Genomic DNA, 17,901 nt, shown 5'->3' on the forward strand with positions numbered 1-17,901 from the left:
AATGATATAGCATCGTAAACCAGTAGTGAGCAAAGCTGCTGGTTTTTTTTATTTTTAGACTTTCTCTATTTGTAGGTTTTTGTTTGATGGGTACGAAATAGACGATCCCAAAGCGTAGTATAAAAACCGAAATTTTTCTGTGGTTCAATATGGTGCATATTGTGAAAACTCGCTGTACCCAACCAAGTATTCCATCCTTTGGAAGAAATCTTTCCTACTCGATTAAAATGACCGATTGTACCCCATAGTACGTTTATAACAAAATACAATCCCACGCTGAGATAATGGAAGGGATAAAACAATAAAATGGCCATGAGCATCAAACCGAAACCAATAGCCTCTAACGGGCTAAGTACAAATAAACTCAAGGCATTTACTCCTATATGCTCATGATGTTTCCCGTGAACAAATTGATACAACAACTTGCTATGCGCTATTTTGTGAAACACATACATCCAAAAATCAACCACCAAAATCAAAACCAAAAGTTGAAAAATCACTCCTCCAATACTTAGGAGGCCGAAATTAACAGCTAAATAGCCTTCTCTCCACAAAAAAGCCCCAAAAACAAATACGATTACATTGCAAAGTAAAGTTGACCCTACAGCAACAACATCAGAGGAAACAATGGGTTGATATGCATTAACCTCAACCTTGTTCTTTACAAGAGCGTGCCACGAAAGATAAAATAGTATCGACCCCGCAATCAAGAGCGTATTAAGTACAATTGCAAATGCAACAATAGTGAAATAATCTTGTGTTAATACAGTTTGAATGAAATTCATTGGCTTTTTTTTAATAGAAGGATGCACATCAAGAAGCATGGCTATGTAGGAACAGTAAACGATTTATTCTTTTTTTAACGACTATCTATTTCGAGTTTTACCCCTTCAATTCCTGATACCCCTATGCTTTTTTGTTAAAGATTTGATAAAGTATCAATAACCCTACAGATACGTTCAACTCCTATGTTTGTTCCAACAAAAATAAACAAAAATGAAAGTAAACAACACACTAACGGTTTTAGCTGCAAGCTTACTACTATCGCTTGCTATTACATCGTGCAACAATGATGACAACAAAATTACAGACAAGGATCCTATTGAAGAAGAACCGAAACCAGATCCTAAAAATCCTATCACATTAAAAAACCATTCCAAAACGCCAGCATTTGTCTATGCTATGCCAGGTTTTGATCACTTGGAAATTTTTTCCCTAATTTCGAGTGAAGATCAATTAGAAGGTTCTCCTGAATTTGTCTTTGGAGGACAACCTGATGGGGCTGGTTTTATGAAAGATCCAAACGGAGAGGGCTATTTAATGATTACCAATCACGAAATCATGCAATCGGTTTCACGCGTTTATTTAGATAAAACATTCAAACCTGTAAAGGGGGAATATATTGTAGATGGAATTGGAGGAATTACGCGTTTGTGTTCGGCAACGTTAGCAAAACCAGAACTACATGGATTTGGTCCTGTTTTCTTAACAGCTGGAGAATCGGGTGAAGAAAGTATGGTTCACGCCATCGATCCTTTAGGCTCAACAAATTTAAAATCTACAACTGATCGCGTTCTTCCTGCTTTGGGAAAGGCGAGTATGGAAAATGCAGTTCCTCTGCCCCTAGACGTGTCTAAAGGAAAAACCTATATTGTCATTGGTGAAGACCAAGGGTATGGTTCAAGCCATCAAAGTGCAGGTCAATTGTTGATGTACGTAGGAAATCAAGGAGATTTACACAACGGAAAACTATATGCTTTAAAGAGAAAATCAGGAGGATATACAGAGATGGACATGAACAAAGGCGCAGAATATGATGTTGAATTCGTGGAAATTCCAAATGCTAAAAATCTAACGGGAGCACAAATTAACCAGAAGAATATGGAATTGGGGGTTATTCGTTTTTCTCGCGTAGAAGATATAGACTACCGCAAAGGGGCCAATAAAGGAAATGAGTTGTATTTCACTGCAACTGGACAAGCGAGCGGAGGTAATCCTGTTGAAGGTTTTACGATGTGGGGTCGTGTGTATAAATTAGTTTTAGACCAAAACAATATGCTAACTGGAAAGCTTTCTGTTGCTGCAGAAGGAGATAGTAACCCAGGACACAACCTTATTAACCCAGACAATCTTTGTGTGACAGAAAACTACGTTTACATTCAAGAAGATGGAGATTCTTACTATGCAGAAGCAAAACACGATTCCTATATCTGGCAATACAAAATTTCAGATGGAACGTATAAGCCGTGGTTGAATATGAAACACAACAGACAAGATGCACAATGGCAAGCCAACTATAACCAATCAGGGAATTTGCAGAAATTTGGTTCTTGGGAATTTGGAGCAATGGAAGATATTTCAGATTTAACAGGTATCCCTAATACGTTTGCAGTTAATATTCACTCTCATACTTGGCAAAAAGACGAATTTATGAATGCAGATAAAGCAGGCGTAAACAAGAATAAAGAAGGAGGACAAGTCGTAATTATACGCAACGTCGAAAAATAAAAACAATCACTTAGTACACTTTACACACAGACTATCGTGTGTAAAGTGTTTTTTTTATACTATGCACTACATCAAATCAATACTCCTTTTGCTTGTACTAGCAATTGGCTCCATGAGTTGTCAAAAAAAAGACACTTACCAATCCCTTACTTACAACACTTATTTGGTTCAACAGGTCGATTCCCTTCATTTCAACATAGATCAACTCATTCACGCGATTGAAAACAATCAAGACAGCACAGAGATTAGACAACAGTTTATTGCTAGTCGACTTGCTTATAAAAAAATAGAATGGGCTGTATCTTATTTTTTACCTCATACTGCTGCAGCTATTAATGGTCCGGCCTTAGACCAGCTGGATTTAGATGAAAACAAATTCATTCCTGCTGAAGGTTTTCAAGTGGTAGAAGAATTAATCTATCCTAGCTACGATACAACCACACAAGTTGAGCTTTTACTACAAGCGCGAAAACTCAAAAACCTATCCAACAAAATCCACAAAAACTTTGAGGCTATCACCTTTGAGCCCGCTTCTGTTTTAGAAGCACTTAAATTAGAAGTATTTCAAATCACCACTTTGGGGATCACAGGTTTTGACACTCCAGCCAGTAAATTGCAATTTACTGAAGCTTCTGCCAGTTTAAAGGGAGTGGGTCAAGCTATTGCAATCTCGAAGTCATGGGCAAATACACAAGCGTATTCGACCATTGACTCCTTGCTAAAAAAAGCTGTCGCTATATGCGAGGTAAATCCTGCTAAAAACACCTTTGATTACTTGGATTTCATCTTGACCTATCTAGATCCTTTAGCTAAGGAAATCGTTGCTTTACAACGAGAATTAGCCATTCCTTTTTTACAAAACAACCAGGTTATCCCAGGTGAAATAGGATCCTTGTTTGATTCTCAGACCATCAACCTTAACGCTTTTTTACCGGATAGCACGTATTATCCTACAGCACATAAAATTGCTTTAGGAAAAGAATTATTCTTTGATTCACAACTATCGAAAGACAATAGGAGAAGTTGTGCTAGCTGTCATCATCCAGAAAAGGCTTTTAGTGAAAATAGAAAAACATCGCTGGATTTAGCAGGGAATCCACTACAACGCAATGCCCTCTCATTAAACTATGCGGGATACTACCACGGTCAATTCTGGGATATGCGCAGTGTTACTTTGGAGAGTCAGACTACGGATGTAATCACCAATAAAGATGAAATGCACGGCAATTTAAAAGAGATTGTCCAAGTATTAAATCAAAGTGACTCCTATAAAAAACACTTTGCCCAAGCCTATCAAACAGACACGCCTATTGCAGTTTGGCAAGTGGAGAATGCTTTAGCTTCTTATATCCGATCTCTCTCTACGTTTAATTCAAGATTTGATCAATACATGAGAGGAAACAAAAGGGCTATGACTCAGGAAGAACAAAAGGGATTCAACTTGTTTGTCGGCAAAGCGCAATGTGCTACTTGTCACTTTCTCCCAGTATTTAACGGAACCGTCTCCCCTTATTTCAGAAGCTCCGAACAAGAAGTTCTCGGTGTTCCCAAAGACAAAGCAGGCCTACATTTAGATGATGATTTAGGTCGATACGTATTCAATACAGATTTAGAGCAACTCAAACATGCTTTTAAAACCCCTACGATTCGAAATATAAACGAAAGCGGTCCTTATATGCACAATGGGGTATATGAAAGTTTGGATGAAGTGATGGACTTTTACAACAAAGGTGGTGGCATTGGCCTAGGACTTGACGTAGAGAACCAAACGCTCCCTGATACTCCCTTAGATCTAACAGAGCAAGAAATTCAAGCTATTGTTACCTTTATGAAAGCATTGAGTGATCAACCATAAAAAAAGTCCTTGGCAATCCAAGGACTTTTTTTTATTTCTCTTTTTTAGTCGTGATATATTGACTGACAGTTTTAATTTCTTGTTCCTTTTTCTTCGGATAAATTAAAAGTATATCTTCCTTATCAACGACAATATAATCATTCAATCCATCAATAACTACACACTTACCTTTGTCCGTACGTACAATATTATTGGTAGCATTATTGAAATATACATTCGCATTAACAACGGCATTATCTGCCATATCTTTGGGAAGTTTTTCATATAAAGACCCCCAAGTTCCCAAATCATTCCAATCAAAGGTTGCAGGTAAAACGTAAACGTTATTCGCCTTTTCCATGACTGCATAATCAATAGAAATATCTACTGCCTTTGAATAATGCTCGTCTATGAATGCTTTTTCGCGATCGGTATTAAACAAATCATAGCCCGCATCAAAAAGTTCAGTCATTTCTGGCTGAAAATTAGAAAAGGCATCCAGAATTGCACTAACACTCCACACAAAAATACCCGAATTCCACAAGAAGTGTCTACTTTGTATAAACTTCCTTGCTGTTACATAATCTGGTTTTTCTCTAAACTGTACTACTTTTTTAATGGGTCTTGAATCCAATTTATTGAACTCAATATAGCCATAGCCCGTATTGGGAAAAGTAGGAAGAATTCCCAACGTCATCAATACCTGATCTCGTTCACAGACATCAAATGTACGTTGCAAATTAGATACAAACTGAAGTTCATCTTCAATCCAGTGGTCACTTGGTGCAACGACCATAACTGCGTTGGGATTGAGTTTTTTAATCTTCATTGCGGCATACAAAATACACGGAGCTGTATTTCGCATGGCAGGTTCTAAAATGATATTATTGGCTTCAACTGATGGCAATTGTTCTTGAACGATTGCTTTGTAATTCTCATGCGTTAAGATCAAGATATTCTCTTTGGGTATTAACTGAGACAATCGCGTGAATGTTTTTTGAATCAATGTTTCTCCTGATCCTAACATATCGTGGAACTGTTTAGGGAATTCTGGAGTACTTACTGGCCAAAAACGCGAACCAACTCCTCCCGCCATTACAACAGCATAATAATTCGAACTCATACTATTCTTCTTATTGTTTTACAACATAATGTGTCATCATTTCAACTTCGGCATTTGCCTTAAAGACAAATAAACGCCCTGTTGCTATTTCCAAACACTCAAATCTTTTTACGCGCAATGGACCGCGTTTAAACACCTTTCCATTATAAGTCTTGAAATGACTCCCTAAGGGGATTTCATAAACGAAGCAGCGGTTGCTACTCTTATCTACAGGATCGTACATTTTCATCGCAATAGATAAGCGTTCATCTGTATCACTACTCGCCGATGGATTTCTAAAATGATTCGCCAAAAGAGGCAACAATCGATCTGGAAAAACCTCGGGTCTCAAAAAAGGCAACATGAGCAAACGAAAAGTTTGTTTCCACTCTACTCCATGTGGTTTGATATGGCGTCCATATTTTTGAAAAGCGACTAAATGAGCAATTTCGTGAATCAAAGTCATTAAAAAGCGATAGGGATTTAGATTGGAATTGATGGTAATTAAATGTTTTCCATCGAATCCTCTTGTATAATCTCCATGTCGCGTTACCCTTTCATTTACAATTTTTAAATGAATGTGATAATGCTTGATTAATTCAAAGGCTGCCTCTAGCGCTGGTTCTGGTAAATAAGGCTTGAGTATCTTAATCAATGTATTTTTTTTTAAGGAGTTGTACTTGATGCTTCTAGTACTTTTCCATTAAAATATTTATTTCCTGTAAGTGCAAAATCACTTATATATTCCCCTATTTCTTCCGGCATCAAAGGCGCTTGATACCCTGGAAAAGCCTCTTCTAACATTTCGGTTTGTACTGCTCCTAACGCAATTACATTAAACGAAATTCCTTGTTCCTTGTATTCTTCCGCTAACAATTCACTCAAGATGATAACAGCACCTTTACTAGAACTGTATGCTGCTAAACCACCAAACTTCATTGTTCCTTGCACTCCCCCCATACTGCTAATGGTAACCACATGGCTATTCACTACAAAGTGAGGAATACACAACTGCACTAAACGCGCCAATCCGAATACATTTACTTTATATACCCATTCAAATTCAGCTACAGTAATTTCCTCAAAAGGCTTATTAACCAAAGCTCCTGCATTATTAATCAAAATATCAATGTGCCCCCATTCGGTAGCCACATAATCACTTACTTTTTGAAGATCTGCTTCAATCGTAAGGTCGATTTCCAAACAAGTAACATTTTTAAATGTTGCTAATTCAGGCGCTTTTTTTCGAGACACAGCTAGAATCTTATGTCCTCTATTTGCTAGTATTTTTACAGTTTCCAAGCCAATACCGCGACTTGTACCTGTAACAATGATATGTTTCATTTTTAATTTTTCAATCTAATTTCACCAGAAGGTAAGTTAATCAATTTTTCTACGACAGGAACAAATTTTTTAGTTAGCGTCGTCATAAACGTCACGTCCATCAAATGCGCTTCATCCTTGACGTGATGATAGTATTTGAAGTTCTCAAAATCAGAAGAACTAAAGGTTTGACTAGGTATTTTATAAGCTAGATAAAAAGGATAATTATCCGAACGCATAAACAATTGCATTTTTTCCGCATCTTCAAATCGTCCTGCTAAATTTTCACCTGCTATTTCATTTATTTTTGTTGCTAAATTACTTTGATCATATCCCGTAATAAAAGTGACATAATCGCGTTGCATAGGGACTCCTAACATTTCAAAATTCAGCATCATGACCACATTTGCATGCTCTTCCTTCAAGCGATTAGCCAAATGCTGAGAACCCAAAAGTCCTAATTCTTCTGCTGTAAAGAAACAAACTAAAACCGTTCGCTTCATTTCCTTTTGTGCAAGATTTCTCGCTAGTTCTAACAAGATACTTACGCCAGAAGCATTGTCATTGGCTCCATTGGCAATCGAATCTCCGTCTACTGGTTCTTGGATGCCAATGTGATCGTAATGGGCGCCTAAAACGACTATTTCCTTTTTTAGTTTTGGATCATGCCCAGGAATTACACCTATTACATTCCACGTGTTTTCTATGTCTTTCAGTTTATCTTCATAATTTGCATAGTAAGGTTCAATCCCATACGCTGTCAACTCATTCGCTAAATAAGTAGCTGCTTTCACATTCCCTTCATGCCCCGAGTCTCTACCTAATAATTCATCCGACGCCAAATAATTTAATGTCGTATGAATTTTCACTGCAGAAACTTCTTCTTGTTGTTCATTTGACAACTTAGAAGAGACACTACAAGAAGTAGCTAAAATCGCTACTAAAAAACTAAAGTATTTCATTTTAAACATGCCTCAAAAATACAAAATACCTTGCTATTTTACAGTGTTATAAAAGAAAGTAATAGTAAAAAAACAAAAAAATGCCTGCAAATTGCAGGCATTTTTTTGTCAATTCTATATTTTTTTGATTACGCCAACATAGTAACTGGGTTTTCAATATAACTTTTTAGCGTTTGTAAGAATTGTGCTCCTGTAGCGCCATCTACAGTTCTGTGATCACAAGCCAAAGTAACAGTCATCGTATTCCCTACTACAATCTGTCCGTTTTTCACTACTGGTTTTTCAACAATAGCACCTACAGATAAAATTGCAGAGTTTGGTTGGTTGATAATCGAAGTAAACGACTGGATTCCGAACATTCCTAAGTTAGAAACAGTAAACGTACTACCCTCCATTTCAGCAGGCGTTAACTTTTTCGTTTTCGCTTTACCCGCTAATTCTTTCACTTTTGATCCGATGTGAGTTAACGACATTTGATCTGTAAAAGGCAATACAGGTACAACTAATCCATCTTCTACTGCTACAGCAACTCCAACATTGATGTGGTGATTGTAAATGGTAGCATTATCCGTCCACTGTGTATTTACTTGTGGGTGTTTACGCAAAGCCATCGCACATGCTTTAACCACCATATCGTTAAACGATACTTTTGTATCTGGCAATTCATTAATCAACTTACGAGAAGTCATGGCGTTATCCATGTCAATTTCGATCGTTAAGTAATAATGAGGAGCCGTAAATTTAGATTCTGCTAAACGACGTGCAATTGTTTTACGCATCTGAGAGTTTTTCACTTCTTCAAAGCTTACTTCTCCAGCAGGAATAAATGGTTGCACTGCTGCTACTGTAGCCGTTGCTTGTGCAACTGGTGCAGCTGTTTGGGCAGGAGCTTGTGCTGCAGGCACGAAGTTTTCAACGTCGCGTTTGATAATACGACCATTTTCTCCACTACCTTTCACTTGTGTCAAGTTAATTCCTTTCTCTTCTGCTATTTTTTTAGCTAAAGGTGAAACGAATACTCGTCCTCCTGTTACAGTTTCTGTTACTACAGCTGCTGCAGTTGATTCTGCTGCTTTAGGTGCCTCTGCTGATGCTTCAGCAACTGTTGTTGCAACTCCACCATTTTTAGCTCCTTCCACGATTGCAGAAACATCTGTACCAGCAGGTCCTAAGATAGCCAATACGCTATCAATCGGTGCTGATTCTCCTTCTTGTATACCAACGTACAATAGCGTTCCTGATTCGAAAGCCTCAAATTCCATTGTTGCTTTATCCGTCTCAATCTCAGCTAAAATATCGCCTTCTTCGATTTTATCTCCTACTTTTTTAAGCCAACTAGCCACCGTTCCCTCAGTCATAGTATCACTTAAACGAGGCATTGTGATAATTTTTACCCCTGCAGGAATAGCAGGCGCAGCAGGCGTTGTTTTTTCCTCTACTTTAGGAGCTTCAACTTCTGCTACTTTTTCAGCAACAGGAGCAGTACCTCCACCAAGTAAAGCAGAAATATCTTCACCTTCTTTTCCAATAATAGCAAGAAGCGAGTCAACTGGAGCAGCTTCCCCTTCTTGTAATCCAATGTATAACAATGTTCCTTCATAGAAAGATTCAAATTCCATTGTTGCTTTGTCCGTTTCGATTTCAGCAAGGATATCTCCTTCAGAAATCTTATCTCCAACTTTCTTTAACCAAGCTGCAACAACACCTTCTGTCATGGTGTCGCTTAAGCGTGGCATTGTAATTACTTCTGCCATATTATTTTATTATAATCTATGAGGTAAAAAAGGGTAATTCTCTTGTTCGTACACTACGTCGTACATTACGTTCAACTCAGGGAATGGAGATTCTTCAGCGAATTTCTCACATTCAGATACTAAGTCTTTCACGCGTTGATCCATTGCTTCAATTTCGCTTTCTGTAGCGTAGCCATTTGCTTTAATTACATCTAAAACTTGTGTAATTGGATCGATTTTTTTGTACTCTTCTACCTCTTCTTTTGTACGGTAATGTTGAGCATCTGACATTGAGTGACCTCTATATCGGTATGTTTTCATTTCTAGTAACGTAGGTCCATCTCCACGACGCGCTCTTTCGATTGCTTCGTACATAGCCTCTGCTACTTTTACAGGATTCATTCCATCCACTGGTCCACTAGGCATTTCGTATCCTAATCCCAATTTCCAGATTTCTGAATGGTTTGCTGTACGCTCTACAGAAGTACCCATTGCATATCCATTGTTTTCAATAATGAATACTACAGGTAATTTCCAGTTCATTGCCATATTGAACGTCTCATGCAATGATCCTTGACGTGCTGCACCATCCCCAAAGTAACACATCGTTACTGCTTTTCTATCAAAATATTTATCTGCAAATGCTAATCCAGCTCCCAAAGGAATTTGTCCACCTACAATTCCATGTCCGCCATAGAAGTTATGTTCTTTAGAAAAGATGTGCATAGATCCTCCCAAACCTTGAGAAGTTCCTGTTCCTTTTCCTAATAACTCTGCCATGATTCTTCGTGGGTCTACACCCAACCCGATTGGTTGTACGTGATTTCTGTATGCTGTAATCATTTTGTCTTTTGACAAATCCATTGCGTGTAAAGCTCCAGCCAAAACCGCTTCTTGCCCATTATATAAATGTAAGAATCCTCTTACTTTTTGTTGAATATATAAAGCGGCAAGTTTGTCTTCAAACTTTCTCCAAAATAGCATGTCTTCATACCACTTTAGATAAACTTCTTTTGTAATTTCTTTCATATGACTTTACTTTTCATGAGTAGATCAGCTACTCTAAATACAGACTTTGCTAAATACCCACTATACTGTGGAAAGGCAAAAATAGCACATCTACTTTAGATTGAAAAATTTATTTGAAGTATTTTAAATTATGGATATTATTCTTTATATTTTTTAAGAAAATATTTAATATTAGTTAAACATATCTCCTTAACACTACTACAAATATAGTGTTCCAACTTGCCTTTGAACTCATTTTTCACAGCTGTTTTCTTCTTTTTATACGAAAGATGTAGCTAGAATCCACAACTATATTCTTTTTCTAAAATTTACTCCCAAGACTCTCCTCCGTACATCCTCACTTTATTCTAATTTACCTCTTCTAGTTTATCCTATAAAAAAGGAACCCCTCTAGAGATTATCTCTTCGAAGGGCTCAACTCACGCTTAAAATAAAATATAAATTAGGTAATTACTTCAGTATATCTGTTTCCGAAACGATCGGTCACAACAACAGTGATTTCTTTTGCTTGTTCTGAAGGGTTAAATAAAAATAGATGATCCGTCAGATCGGGTTCTACCCATTTTCGCTTTACGGGTAATTTTGGTCCCTCATGCAATTGGATACTCAGTGGATCTTTAGTTCGAATGCGTACTAAGGCTCCTTTTTCTACTCCATCTTCCAACCATACCGCTTTCCATTGTTCATCCCAATTCCAAATATTTACACTCCAATTGGTTGGGTAATCGGGATGCTCCCCTTTTCTGTAAACGCGAAACTGAGTATCTTTGGATAAACCTGTCCCTTTATAATACCAGCTAATATCATTTCCTTCTACGTGGTAAACACCATATCCACTTGGTGTTCCATCTTGGCAAATGGGCCCACTCCACCACGCGCCACAAACCGTTCCGTGGCAGTGTTCATATAAATTTTCACTGAGAATAACATTTTCATTAAAATGGGTATGCCCTGACATCAAATGTGCGCGATATGGTTCTAATAATTTGTACAAATACTTTCGATTACTCACCATGGCTCCTAGTGATTTCTCTTCAGGATGACGTTCAAAATGTCTAGTAAACGATGGAATATGCTGAAACACCACCACTGTAGATCCTTTAGGCACAAACTGTAGATCCTTTTCTAGCCACGTTAGTTGATTTTCTGTCACATAACCGATATACTCTTTGTCTTTTCCGATAAAGAACACATCATTCAAAACGATATAATGCACTAATCCTCGATTAAAAGAATAATACTGAGGACCATACATCCCACTGAATGTAGTCGTTGATTTTTCGTCACTGCGTTGTTCTAAATCTGCATCGTGATTTCCAAATACTTGAAAGAAGGGAATATTCGTTTGTTGTACGGCTTGATTGTACTTGGAAGACAATTGGTGTTGATCCCAAATCAAATCTCCACAACCTACACCAAATACATGGGAGCTTTTCAAACTTTTAATGGTCTCTATCGTGTCAGGAACCGTTTCGCTCAACAACAAATCCGCTTCTTCTTCTTTTTGAATTTGCGGATCCGCCCAAACAATAAAATGATGGGTATGATCTGATTCCTTGGCTAATTGTAAATCGAAATGGTGCGTACTCGTGTTTTTTTGCTTATTTATTTTTTGATACAGTGCAGCTGAACCATTCGCTTGTCTTTCTATTACATACCCTGAAGGCAAGGAAAGAAAGACAAAACTCGATTGAAATGCACTTTGAAAAGTATATCTTCCCCCTGCATCTGTTTTCACTACACTGTACCCATCTGATACCACCACATTAGCAATTCCCTTTCCTTGTACACTAACTTTTCCTGATACAGTTACACTCTTTAAATCTTCTAAACCTTCATTCGCCCAAGCTGTTGAATCTAAAATCCCTGCTGTGGATTGTTGAAGGGGTAATAACGTAGCTGCTCCCGCTGTTAGCGCTACATTTTTCAAAAAATTACGTCTAGAATTCATTGTTCACCCTTTAATTTTGCCACCAAATTTTAATATTGATATCATCTCCACCCATCTTCTGTATCTGCTTCTCGTAATTTGTTTTGTTTTTTGTTCGAATATCCAATGGATAAGGAAAACGCGAAGGCATAACCCCATTATTCATCATAGTCTTTGTTTTGGGTAATTTAGGAAAACCTGTGCGCTTATATTCAAACCACTGTTGATAATCATTCATGTATAATGCATAGTACTTTTGCAGTAAAATACGCTCTAGAGAACCATCATAAGCAGTAGCTGGATTGTCGAAATAATCATTAGGCATTGCTACAGCATAAAAATCCATTGCTGCTTGAACCCCTTTTTTATAGAAATCCTCCGCCCCAGTTAAATATCCTTTTTGCGCTAATTCTGCTTGGATAAAAAGCACTTCCGCATAAGTCAGGATTGCTGTTTTAGTTGGATTGGCCGCCATTTTATTATTCAAAGTTGAAGCTTCATAGTCAAATTGACCATCTGACCCTTCAAAAGCACTTGGAATTCCCTTATAGCCAATGTTCACTTTCTTCTGATTTTCCATTCTTGTTGCCTGTGTAGCAAAAACAGGTAGACGAGGATCTTTAAATTCATTCAAGTTATCAATGAAAAAACTTGCCATTTTTCGACTCAAAGTAAAATCCTGTATGCGGCTCCAAGGTGATATATTAGGATTTACTCCCGTAATTAAAAGTGTAGCTTCTTCTTCTACCTTTGTGATAATAGGATATTTTGCAGGATTACCCAACATAGCTACCATTTTAGGATAAGCCTCCTTATTGGCTTTATTTGAGATACGCAACAACAAACGCAAGTGTAAGCTGTTTGTGAATTTCTGCCATTTAGCAATATCGTTATTAAACAAAATATCTTGATAATAAATCATCCCTTTCTTGCTGTCATATAACTCATTTGCTCGCTCTAAATCGGCAAACAAACTATCGTATATGGCTTCTTGATCATCAAAGGCAGGATAGATTACTCCTTCTCCTCCCTTACCTGCATCAAAATAAGGAACATCTCCAAATAGATCAACTAAATTGGCTGCCATCCAAACGCGCATCGTAATTCCGATTGCTTCATAATTAGCATCTTTTACTCGTACTGCTGCTGCCTCAATATCTTTGGCTGTTTTCATCCATCTATAATAGGTATTCCATGAAGCGGAACCTATATTATCTGATAGATTATAATGTTGAATTCCATAAGATGTCTGTGGGAAAGTCAAGATATCTTGCATTAATTCGCTGTTGTATGACCAGCTTCGATACATATTACTTGTTGCCACTTCGTAAATTAAAGGATTTAACAACGTTCCTGGACTTATTTCTTGCAGTCGATTTGGATCTGTATTGGTATCTTCAAAGTCATTGGTACAGCTTGTAACTTGAAAAGCTACAGCAGTCAACAAACTCAAGCTTAGTAAGGATAGTAATTTATATTTTCGCATGATTAAAATTCTAATTTAAGATTAAACCCATAAGTAGCGGGAGAAGGCATCTGTCCCATCTCAACACCAGGCATCATCGATCCTCCATTTAAAGCGGCTGTTTCTGGATCAAAAATGGGGAAACTTGTTAACGTTGCTAAGTTTCTTCCAAATACAGAAACGGATAATTTTGTCATTTTTAGCTTATCTAATACTGGTTTTGGGAAGTTGTATTCGATACTGATATCTCTTAGTTTTAAATAAGAAGCATCAAAAGTATTAGACTCTAGATTAGCTCTTCTGTAGTATTCCGCATAGTAATCCGCAGGATTCACTTTTGTCGTATTTGGAGCAAATGTTCCATCACCATTTCGAACAACCCCTTCTCCAATAATAAAGCCTTGTTCACGTCCATATAAGGTATGTCCTAATTTTCCTTGTTCTGACATTTTGTGATGAGTTTGAGAATAAACCTTTCCTCCATAAGAACCATCCAAAGTAAAACTCAAGGTCACATTTTTGTATTTAAAGGTATTCACCCAACCTGCAGTCCAATCTGCATAAGCATTACCGATGTATTCAATCTCCTTCGATTGTTCTGGTAAGCCTTTATCGGTATAGATAATCTGACCTTGATCATTGCGAACAAATTTATACCCATATAAATCTCCTGTCGTTCCCCCTACTTTTCCAATAATCTGAGCTGTTCCAGATTCTGCCAATACCTGTTGGTCACCTCCTTCTAAGTCTGGAGATAGGGATAAAATTTTATTTTTGTTCTTCGCCCAGTTTAAAGTGGTATTCCAACTGAACGATTGTGTTTTTACAGGTGTAGCATTCAAAACAATTTCAATTCCCTGATTTCTCACTGTTCCTGCATTGACATTGGCTTTAGAATATCCTGTTACAAAATTTAAAGGCACCGTGATTAATTGGTTCTTCGTTTTGGTTTCATACAATGTAACGTCAAAACCTAACCTATTTTTAAACATCTTATGTTCGTATCCCAGCTCAAAACTCGTTGTTCCTTCAGGTTTTAAATCGATATTATGCAACGTTGTTGGAGAAGTAGCTGAACTTGGGAATTCGCTATTTTCATAATACAACTTTGTCTTATAAGGAGACGTTCCATTTCCGACATCAGCGTAAGAGAAACGCAATTTAGAATAATCAATTGCTTGTGGTAAAACGAATATATCACTCAAAACGAAACTCGCATTTACAGAAGCATACATAAAAGACCAATTGGCTTCTTGCAATGTACTTGACCAATCATTTCGAACCGTACCATCTAAAAAGATCATATTTTTATATCCTACAGAAGCCATTCCATAAAGGGAATTTACCTTTAGGTTTTCGTCTGATACTTTAGTACTGGGTTTATCCTTTCCATTGGCAATCATATAGACTCCTGGAGTTACCAATCCATTAACCCAGCTCGCATTGCTATGCCACTTAGAATTACGCATATTTCCTCCTACAGATAATCCATAGTTAAAAATATCCTTCTTATCTTCCGTATAGCTCAATAAGAAATCAGTATTGACTTCCGTAAAATTAATTTGCTGTGTTTTAAAATAGCCTTCTCCAAATTTCGTTGTGTTAAAAGGCCTGCGTTCCTCGCGTTTATCTCCTCTAGAATTTACTGTTCCTCTCAGCATTAATTTAAATTTTGGAGCTAAATCAATATCTGTCGATAAACTTCCAACTAAAGTATTGGCATTTACGGCATTTGTCGTTTCATATGCGATTAAGTAGGGATTTTCGATATACGAACTAAAAGGGTGTATTTGTTCCAATTGCTCTTTATCTTTTTTCCATATTGGTCGATACCACGCCAAATCCACGTTTGGATTTTGAAAAATCATAAAATAGCTGATGGTGTGGTTTCCATATCCAGTACCGGGTAAATTATCACTGCTTCTATTGCTATAACTTACACTCGAATTTACGGTAACGCCTTTTGCAACTTCGTATTTTGCTTTGGTGGAGATTGTTGTTCGATCAAAACCTGTATTCGGCATGATCCACTCATTTTTTGAATGCGTAATAGTAGCTCGAATATTCCCTTTATCATTACCTCCAGAGAGTCCTAACGTATTGGTAGTGGTAATACCCGTTCTCCAAAAATCTTTAATATTGTTTTTATAAGGCCTCCATAGCGTACGTTCAGCTCCTTGTCCTTCTGTTTCTGGATCATATTGAAAATAGGATTGCCCATCGAATTTAGGTCCGAATGCGCTACTTGTACTACCCGTATTTGCACCATCTTCGGAAGCTCCATACGAATAAAAAAGATCCCCTGCTTTATTGAATGATTTTCCCGTTCCTTGTCCGTATTGATATTGATAATCTGGCCAATGTTGAATAACGTCTAAGCTGACGTTGGAATTAAAACTAATTCCCAATCCTTTATTTTTATTCTTTCCTGATTTAGTCGTAATCATCAACACTCCATTTCCAGCACGCGATCCGTATAGAGCCGCAGCCCCCGGTCCTTTTAAAACAGTAATACTCTCAATATCGTCGGGATTTAAATCCGCAATTCCATTTCCATAATCTACTGGAGCATCATCGCCAATATAAGCGGTATCAGCACCATTAGACCACAAATCTCCACCCACAATAACTCCATCCACAACAATCAACGCTCCATTTGCTCCTAGGTTTATGGAACGATCGCCTCTCAATTTTATCTGTGTAGAGTTCATGGGACCTGAATTAGAAGACAACATCGTCATACCTGCTACTTTCCCTTTTAATTCATCCGACCAATTATTAGAACGAGCGTGATTTAACTCTTCTCCATTCAGCGTTTGCTGAGAATATCCCAATTGTTTTTCTTCTCTTTTAATTCCCAAAGCCGTAACAACAACTTCGTTTAGCATACTATTCGATTCTTTCAACTGAATGGTCACAAAAGAAAGATCATTCACCTGAATGGTTTTTGTTTCGAACCCTAAAAAAGAAACTTCTAAAATCGTTGACTTTAAATCAACATAAGGCAAGCTAAATTCTCCTTTTAGATCTGATTGAACAATTTTACCCGTTGTTTTATTTCGAATAATAGCTCCTGGTAATTCTAAATTTTGTTGGTCTACAACTTTTCCTTTAATAACGGATTGTTGTGTATTTAATGTGGCAAGTTTAGAGGTTAGTGCATTTTTTTCTTCTGCATAAAGATGAGAAAAAGAAGAAAAGACAAAAGCACCAAGTAAAAAAATAAGGCTTCTCGTACTGCGCTGATTTTTTTTCATACTAAGGTTGAGTAATTAATTAGTTTTTATACCGACAAAACAAATCAATTACACGCTCAAGCACAATAAAATCAAATTAAGCTATAGTTAAGTCATGTGAAATTTCAGTTATGTAAATTAGGAGCTATCTCCTTATTTCTATATCGGTTTTTTAGTTCAAAACCATTCTTCTTTTTAAAAAAACAGCAAGATCAGGAGTTGAAAATCAAGCACTACTCTTGCACAACTTACATTTCATTTACTAAAGATTTAAAGAAAAAAAGAAGGAGTCTATATTCGAGAATCATAACAATAAGCTAACAATACAACGGAAGAAGCTTCAACATTACGTCAACATCAAGAAATAGTTAAATACGCAAAGATCAAAAACGTCATTCAAGAAAAGAGATCCAACAAAAAAAGCCTCACACTTTCGTGCGAGGCTTCTCTTTATATAGCGCTAATTAAGCATCTCCTTTGGGACCAAAATTAATCGGAGGCATTGAGTTATTACTTGATTCATAATCTCTGATTTCTCCATTAGACTGTTCAAACCTGTTGATATTATCTTGCAGCGCTTGTAAAAGTCTCTTTGCATGTTGTGGAGTTAAGATGATTCTCGACTTCACTTTTGCTTTTGGTACACCTGGCATAATGTTCACAAAATCGACAACAAACTCCGTATTTGAATGATTGATTATTGCCAGATTTGAATACGTTCCTTCTGCCGTTACTTCATCCAATTCAATGTTGAAGTTATTTTGTTCTTCAGCCATAGT

Annotated in this window: 13 protein-coding genes; 2 read left to right on the plus strand and 11 right to left on the minus strand. The window is 37.1% G+C overall.

Translation table 11 applies throughout. The features are described 5' to 3' along the window. Positions 1 to 65: 65 nt before the first annotated feature. The gene (locus HX004_RS03170) at positions 66 to 785 is read right to left on the minus strand and encodes a sterol desaturase family protein (protein WP_286440860.1); all 720 of its coding nucleotides are present in this window, start codon (positions 783 to 785) and stop codon (positions 66 to 68) included. Positions 786 to 996: 211 nt separating this feature from the next. Here HX004_RS03170 and HX004_RS03175 point away from each other — a divergent pair, with 211 nt between their 5' ends. Further along, positions 997 to 2,508: a hypothetical protein gene (locus HX004_RS03175; RefSeq protein ID WP_286440861.1), complete on the plus strand. Its 1,512-nt coding sequence runs from the start codon at positions 997 to 999 to the stop codon at positions 2,506 to 2,508. A 112-nt stretch (positions 2,509 to 2,620) separates the two neighbouring features. Then, on the plus strand, positions 2,621 to 4,363 hold the full coding sequence (locus tag HX004_RS03180; RefSeq protein WP_286440862.1) for a cytochrome c peroxidase: 1,743 nt from the start codon (positions 2,621 to 2,623) through the stop codon (positions 4,361 to 4,363). Positions 4,364 to 4,394: 31 nt separating this feature from the next. On the opposite strand, the gene HX004_RS03185 is transcribed toward HX004_RS03180, so the two are convergent. The 10 genes from HX004_RS03185 to HX004_RS03230 all read right to left on the minus strand — a co-directional run bounded on the left by HX004_RS03185 (position 4,395) and on the right by HX004_RS03230 (position 17,898). Further along, complete coding sequence (locus HX004_RS03185; protein WP_286440863.1) at positions 4,395 to 5,465, minus strand: mannose-1-phosphate guanylyltransferase; 1,071 nt, start codon at positions 5,463 to 5,465, stop codon at positions 4,395 to 4,397. 10 nt (positions 5,466 to 5,475) lie between these two features. Then, entirely contained in the window at positions 5,476 to 6,099 is a 624-nt protein-coding gene (locus HX004_RS03190) for a SprT-like domain-containing protein (RefSeq protein WP_286440864.1), read from the minus strand. Positions 6,100 to 6,110: 11 nt separating this feature from the next. Beyond that, complete coding sequence (locus tag HX004_RS03195) at positions 6,111 to 6,788, minus strand: SDR family NAD(P)-dependent oxidoreductase (RefSeq protein WP_286440865.1); 678 nt, start codon at positions 6,786 to 6,788, stop codon at positions 6,111 to 6,113. A gap of 2 nt (positions 6,789 to 6,790) precedes the next feature. Continuing rightward, positions 6,791 to 7,729 (minus strand): M28 family metallopeptidase, encoded by a 939-nt coding sequence (locus HX004_RS03200; RefSeq protein ID WP_286440867.1) that lies wholly within the window; start codon positions 7,727 to 7,729, stop codon positions 6,791 to 6,793. Positions 7,730 to 7,857: 128 nt separating this feature from the next. After that, entirely contained in the window at positions 7,858 to 9,483 is a 1,626-nt protein-coding gene (locus HX004_RS03205; protein ID WP_286440868.1) for a pyruvate dehydrogenase complex dihydrolipoamide acetyltransferase, read from the minus strand. Between the two features lie 9 nt (positions 9,484 to 9,492). Beyond that, on the minus strand, positions 9,493 to 10,491 hold the full coding sequence (gene pdhA / locus HX004_RS03210; protein WP_286440869.1) for a pyruvate dehydrogenase (acetyl-transferring) E1 component subunit alpha: 999 nt from the start codon (positions 10,489 to 10,491) through the stop codon (positions 9,493 to 9,495). Between the two features lie 442 nt (positions 10,492 to 10,933). After that, the gene (locus HX004_RS03215; protein WP_286440870.1) at positions 10,934 to 12,442 is read right to left on the minus strand and encodes a calcineurin-like phosphoesterase C-terminal domain-containing protein; all 1,509 of its coding nucleotides are present in this window, start codon (positions 12,440 to 12,442) and stop codon (positions 10,934 to 10,936) included. Between the two features lie 10 nt (positions 12,443 to 12,452). Beyond that, complete coding sequence (locus HX004_RS03220) at positions 12,453 to 13,907, minus strand: SusD/RagB family nutrient-binding outer membrane lipoprotein (protein WP_286440871.1); 1,455 nt, start codon at positions 13,905 to 13,907, stop codon at positions 12,453 to 12,455. Between the two features lie 2 nt (positions 13,908 to 13,909). Further along, positions 13,910 to 17,143, minus strand: a complete 3,234-nt coding sequence (locus tag HX004_RS03225) for a SusC/RagA family TonB-linked outer membrane protein (RefSeq protein ID WP_286440872.1) — start codon at positions 17,141 to 17,143, stop codon at positions 13,910 to 13,912. A gap of 443 nt (positions 17,144 to 17,586) precedes the next feature. Continuing rightward, positions 17,587 to 17,898 (minus strand): DUF3467 domain-containing protein, encoded by a 312-nt coding sequence (locus HX004_RS03230; RefSeq protein ID WP_286440873.1) that lies wholly within the window; start codon positions 17,896 to 17,898, stop codon positions 17,587 to 17,589. Between the last annotated feature and the right edge of the window lie 3 nt (positions 17,899 to 17,901).

Origin of the sequence: Myroides sp. 1354 (assembly GCF_030324495.1) — a bacterium.
GTDB lineage: Bacteria > Bacteroidota > Bacteroidia > Flavobacteriales > Flavobacteriaceae > Flavobacterium.

Excerpts from the sequence above, each read along its gene's own strand:
- HX004_RS03175 (WP_286440861.1), top strand. The coding sequence starts at position 997 with ATGAAAGTAAACAACACACTAACGGTTTTAGCTGCAAGCTTACTACTA.
- HX004_RS03205 (WP_286440868.1), bottom strand. The coding sequence starts at position 9,483 with ATGGCAGAAGTAATTACAATGCCACGCTTAAGCGACACCATGACAGAA.
- HX004_RS03225 (WP_286440872.1), bottom strand. The coding sequence starts at position 17,143 with ATGAAAAAAAATCAGCGCAGTACGAGAAGCCTTATTTTTTTACTTGGT.
- HX004_RS03215 (WP_286440870.1), bottom strand. The coding sequence starts at position 12,442 with ATGAATTCTAGACGTAATTTTTTGAAAAATGTAGCGCTAACAGCGGGA.
- pdhA (WP_286440869.1), bottom strand. The coding sequence starts at position 10,491 with ATGAAAGAAATTACAAAAGAAGTTTATCTAAAGTGGTATGAAGACATG.
- HX004_RS03170 (WP_286440860.1), bottom strand. The coding sequence starts at position 785 with ATGAATTTCATTCAAACTGTATTAACACAAGATTATTTCACTATTGTT.
- HX004_RS03185 (WP_286440863.1), bottom strand. The coding sequence starts at position 5,465 with ATGAGTTCGAATTATTATGCTGTTGTAATGGCGGGAGGAGTTGGTTCG.
- HX004_RS03195 (WP_286440865.1), bottom strand. The coding sequence starts at position 6,788 with ATGAAACATATCATTGTTACAGGTACAAGTCGCGGTATTGGCTTGGAA.
- HX004_RS03180 (WP_286440862.1), top strand. The coding sequence starts at position 2,621 with ATGAGTTGTCAAAAAAAAGACACTTACCAATCCCTTACTTACAACACT.
- HX004_RS03220 (WP_286440871.1), bottom strand. The coding sequence starts at position 13,907 with ATGCGAAAATATAAATTACTATCCTTACTAAGCTTGAGTTTGTTGACT.
- HX004_RS03230 (WP_286440873.1), bottom strand. The coding sequence starts at position 17,898 with ATGGCTGAAGAACAAAATAACTTCAACATTGAATTGGATGAAGTAACG.
- HX004_RS03200 (WP_286440867.1), bottom strand. The coding sequence starts at position 7,729 with ATGAAATACTTTAGTTTTTTAGTAGCGATTTTAGCTACTTCTTGTAGT.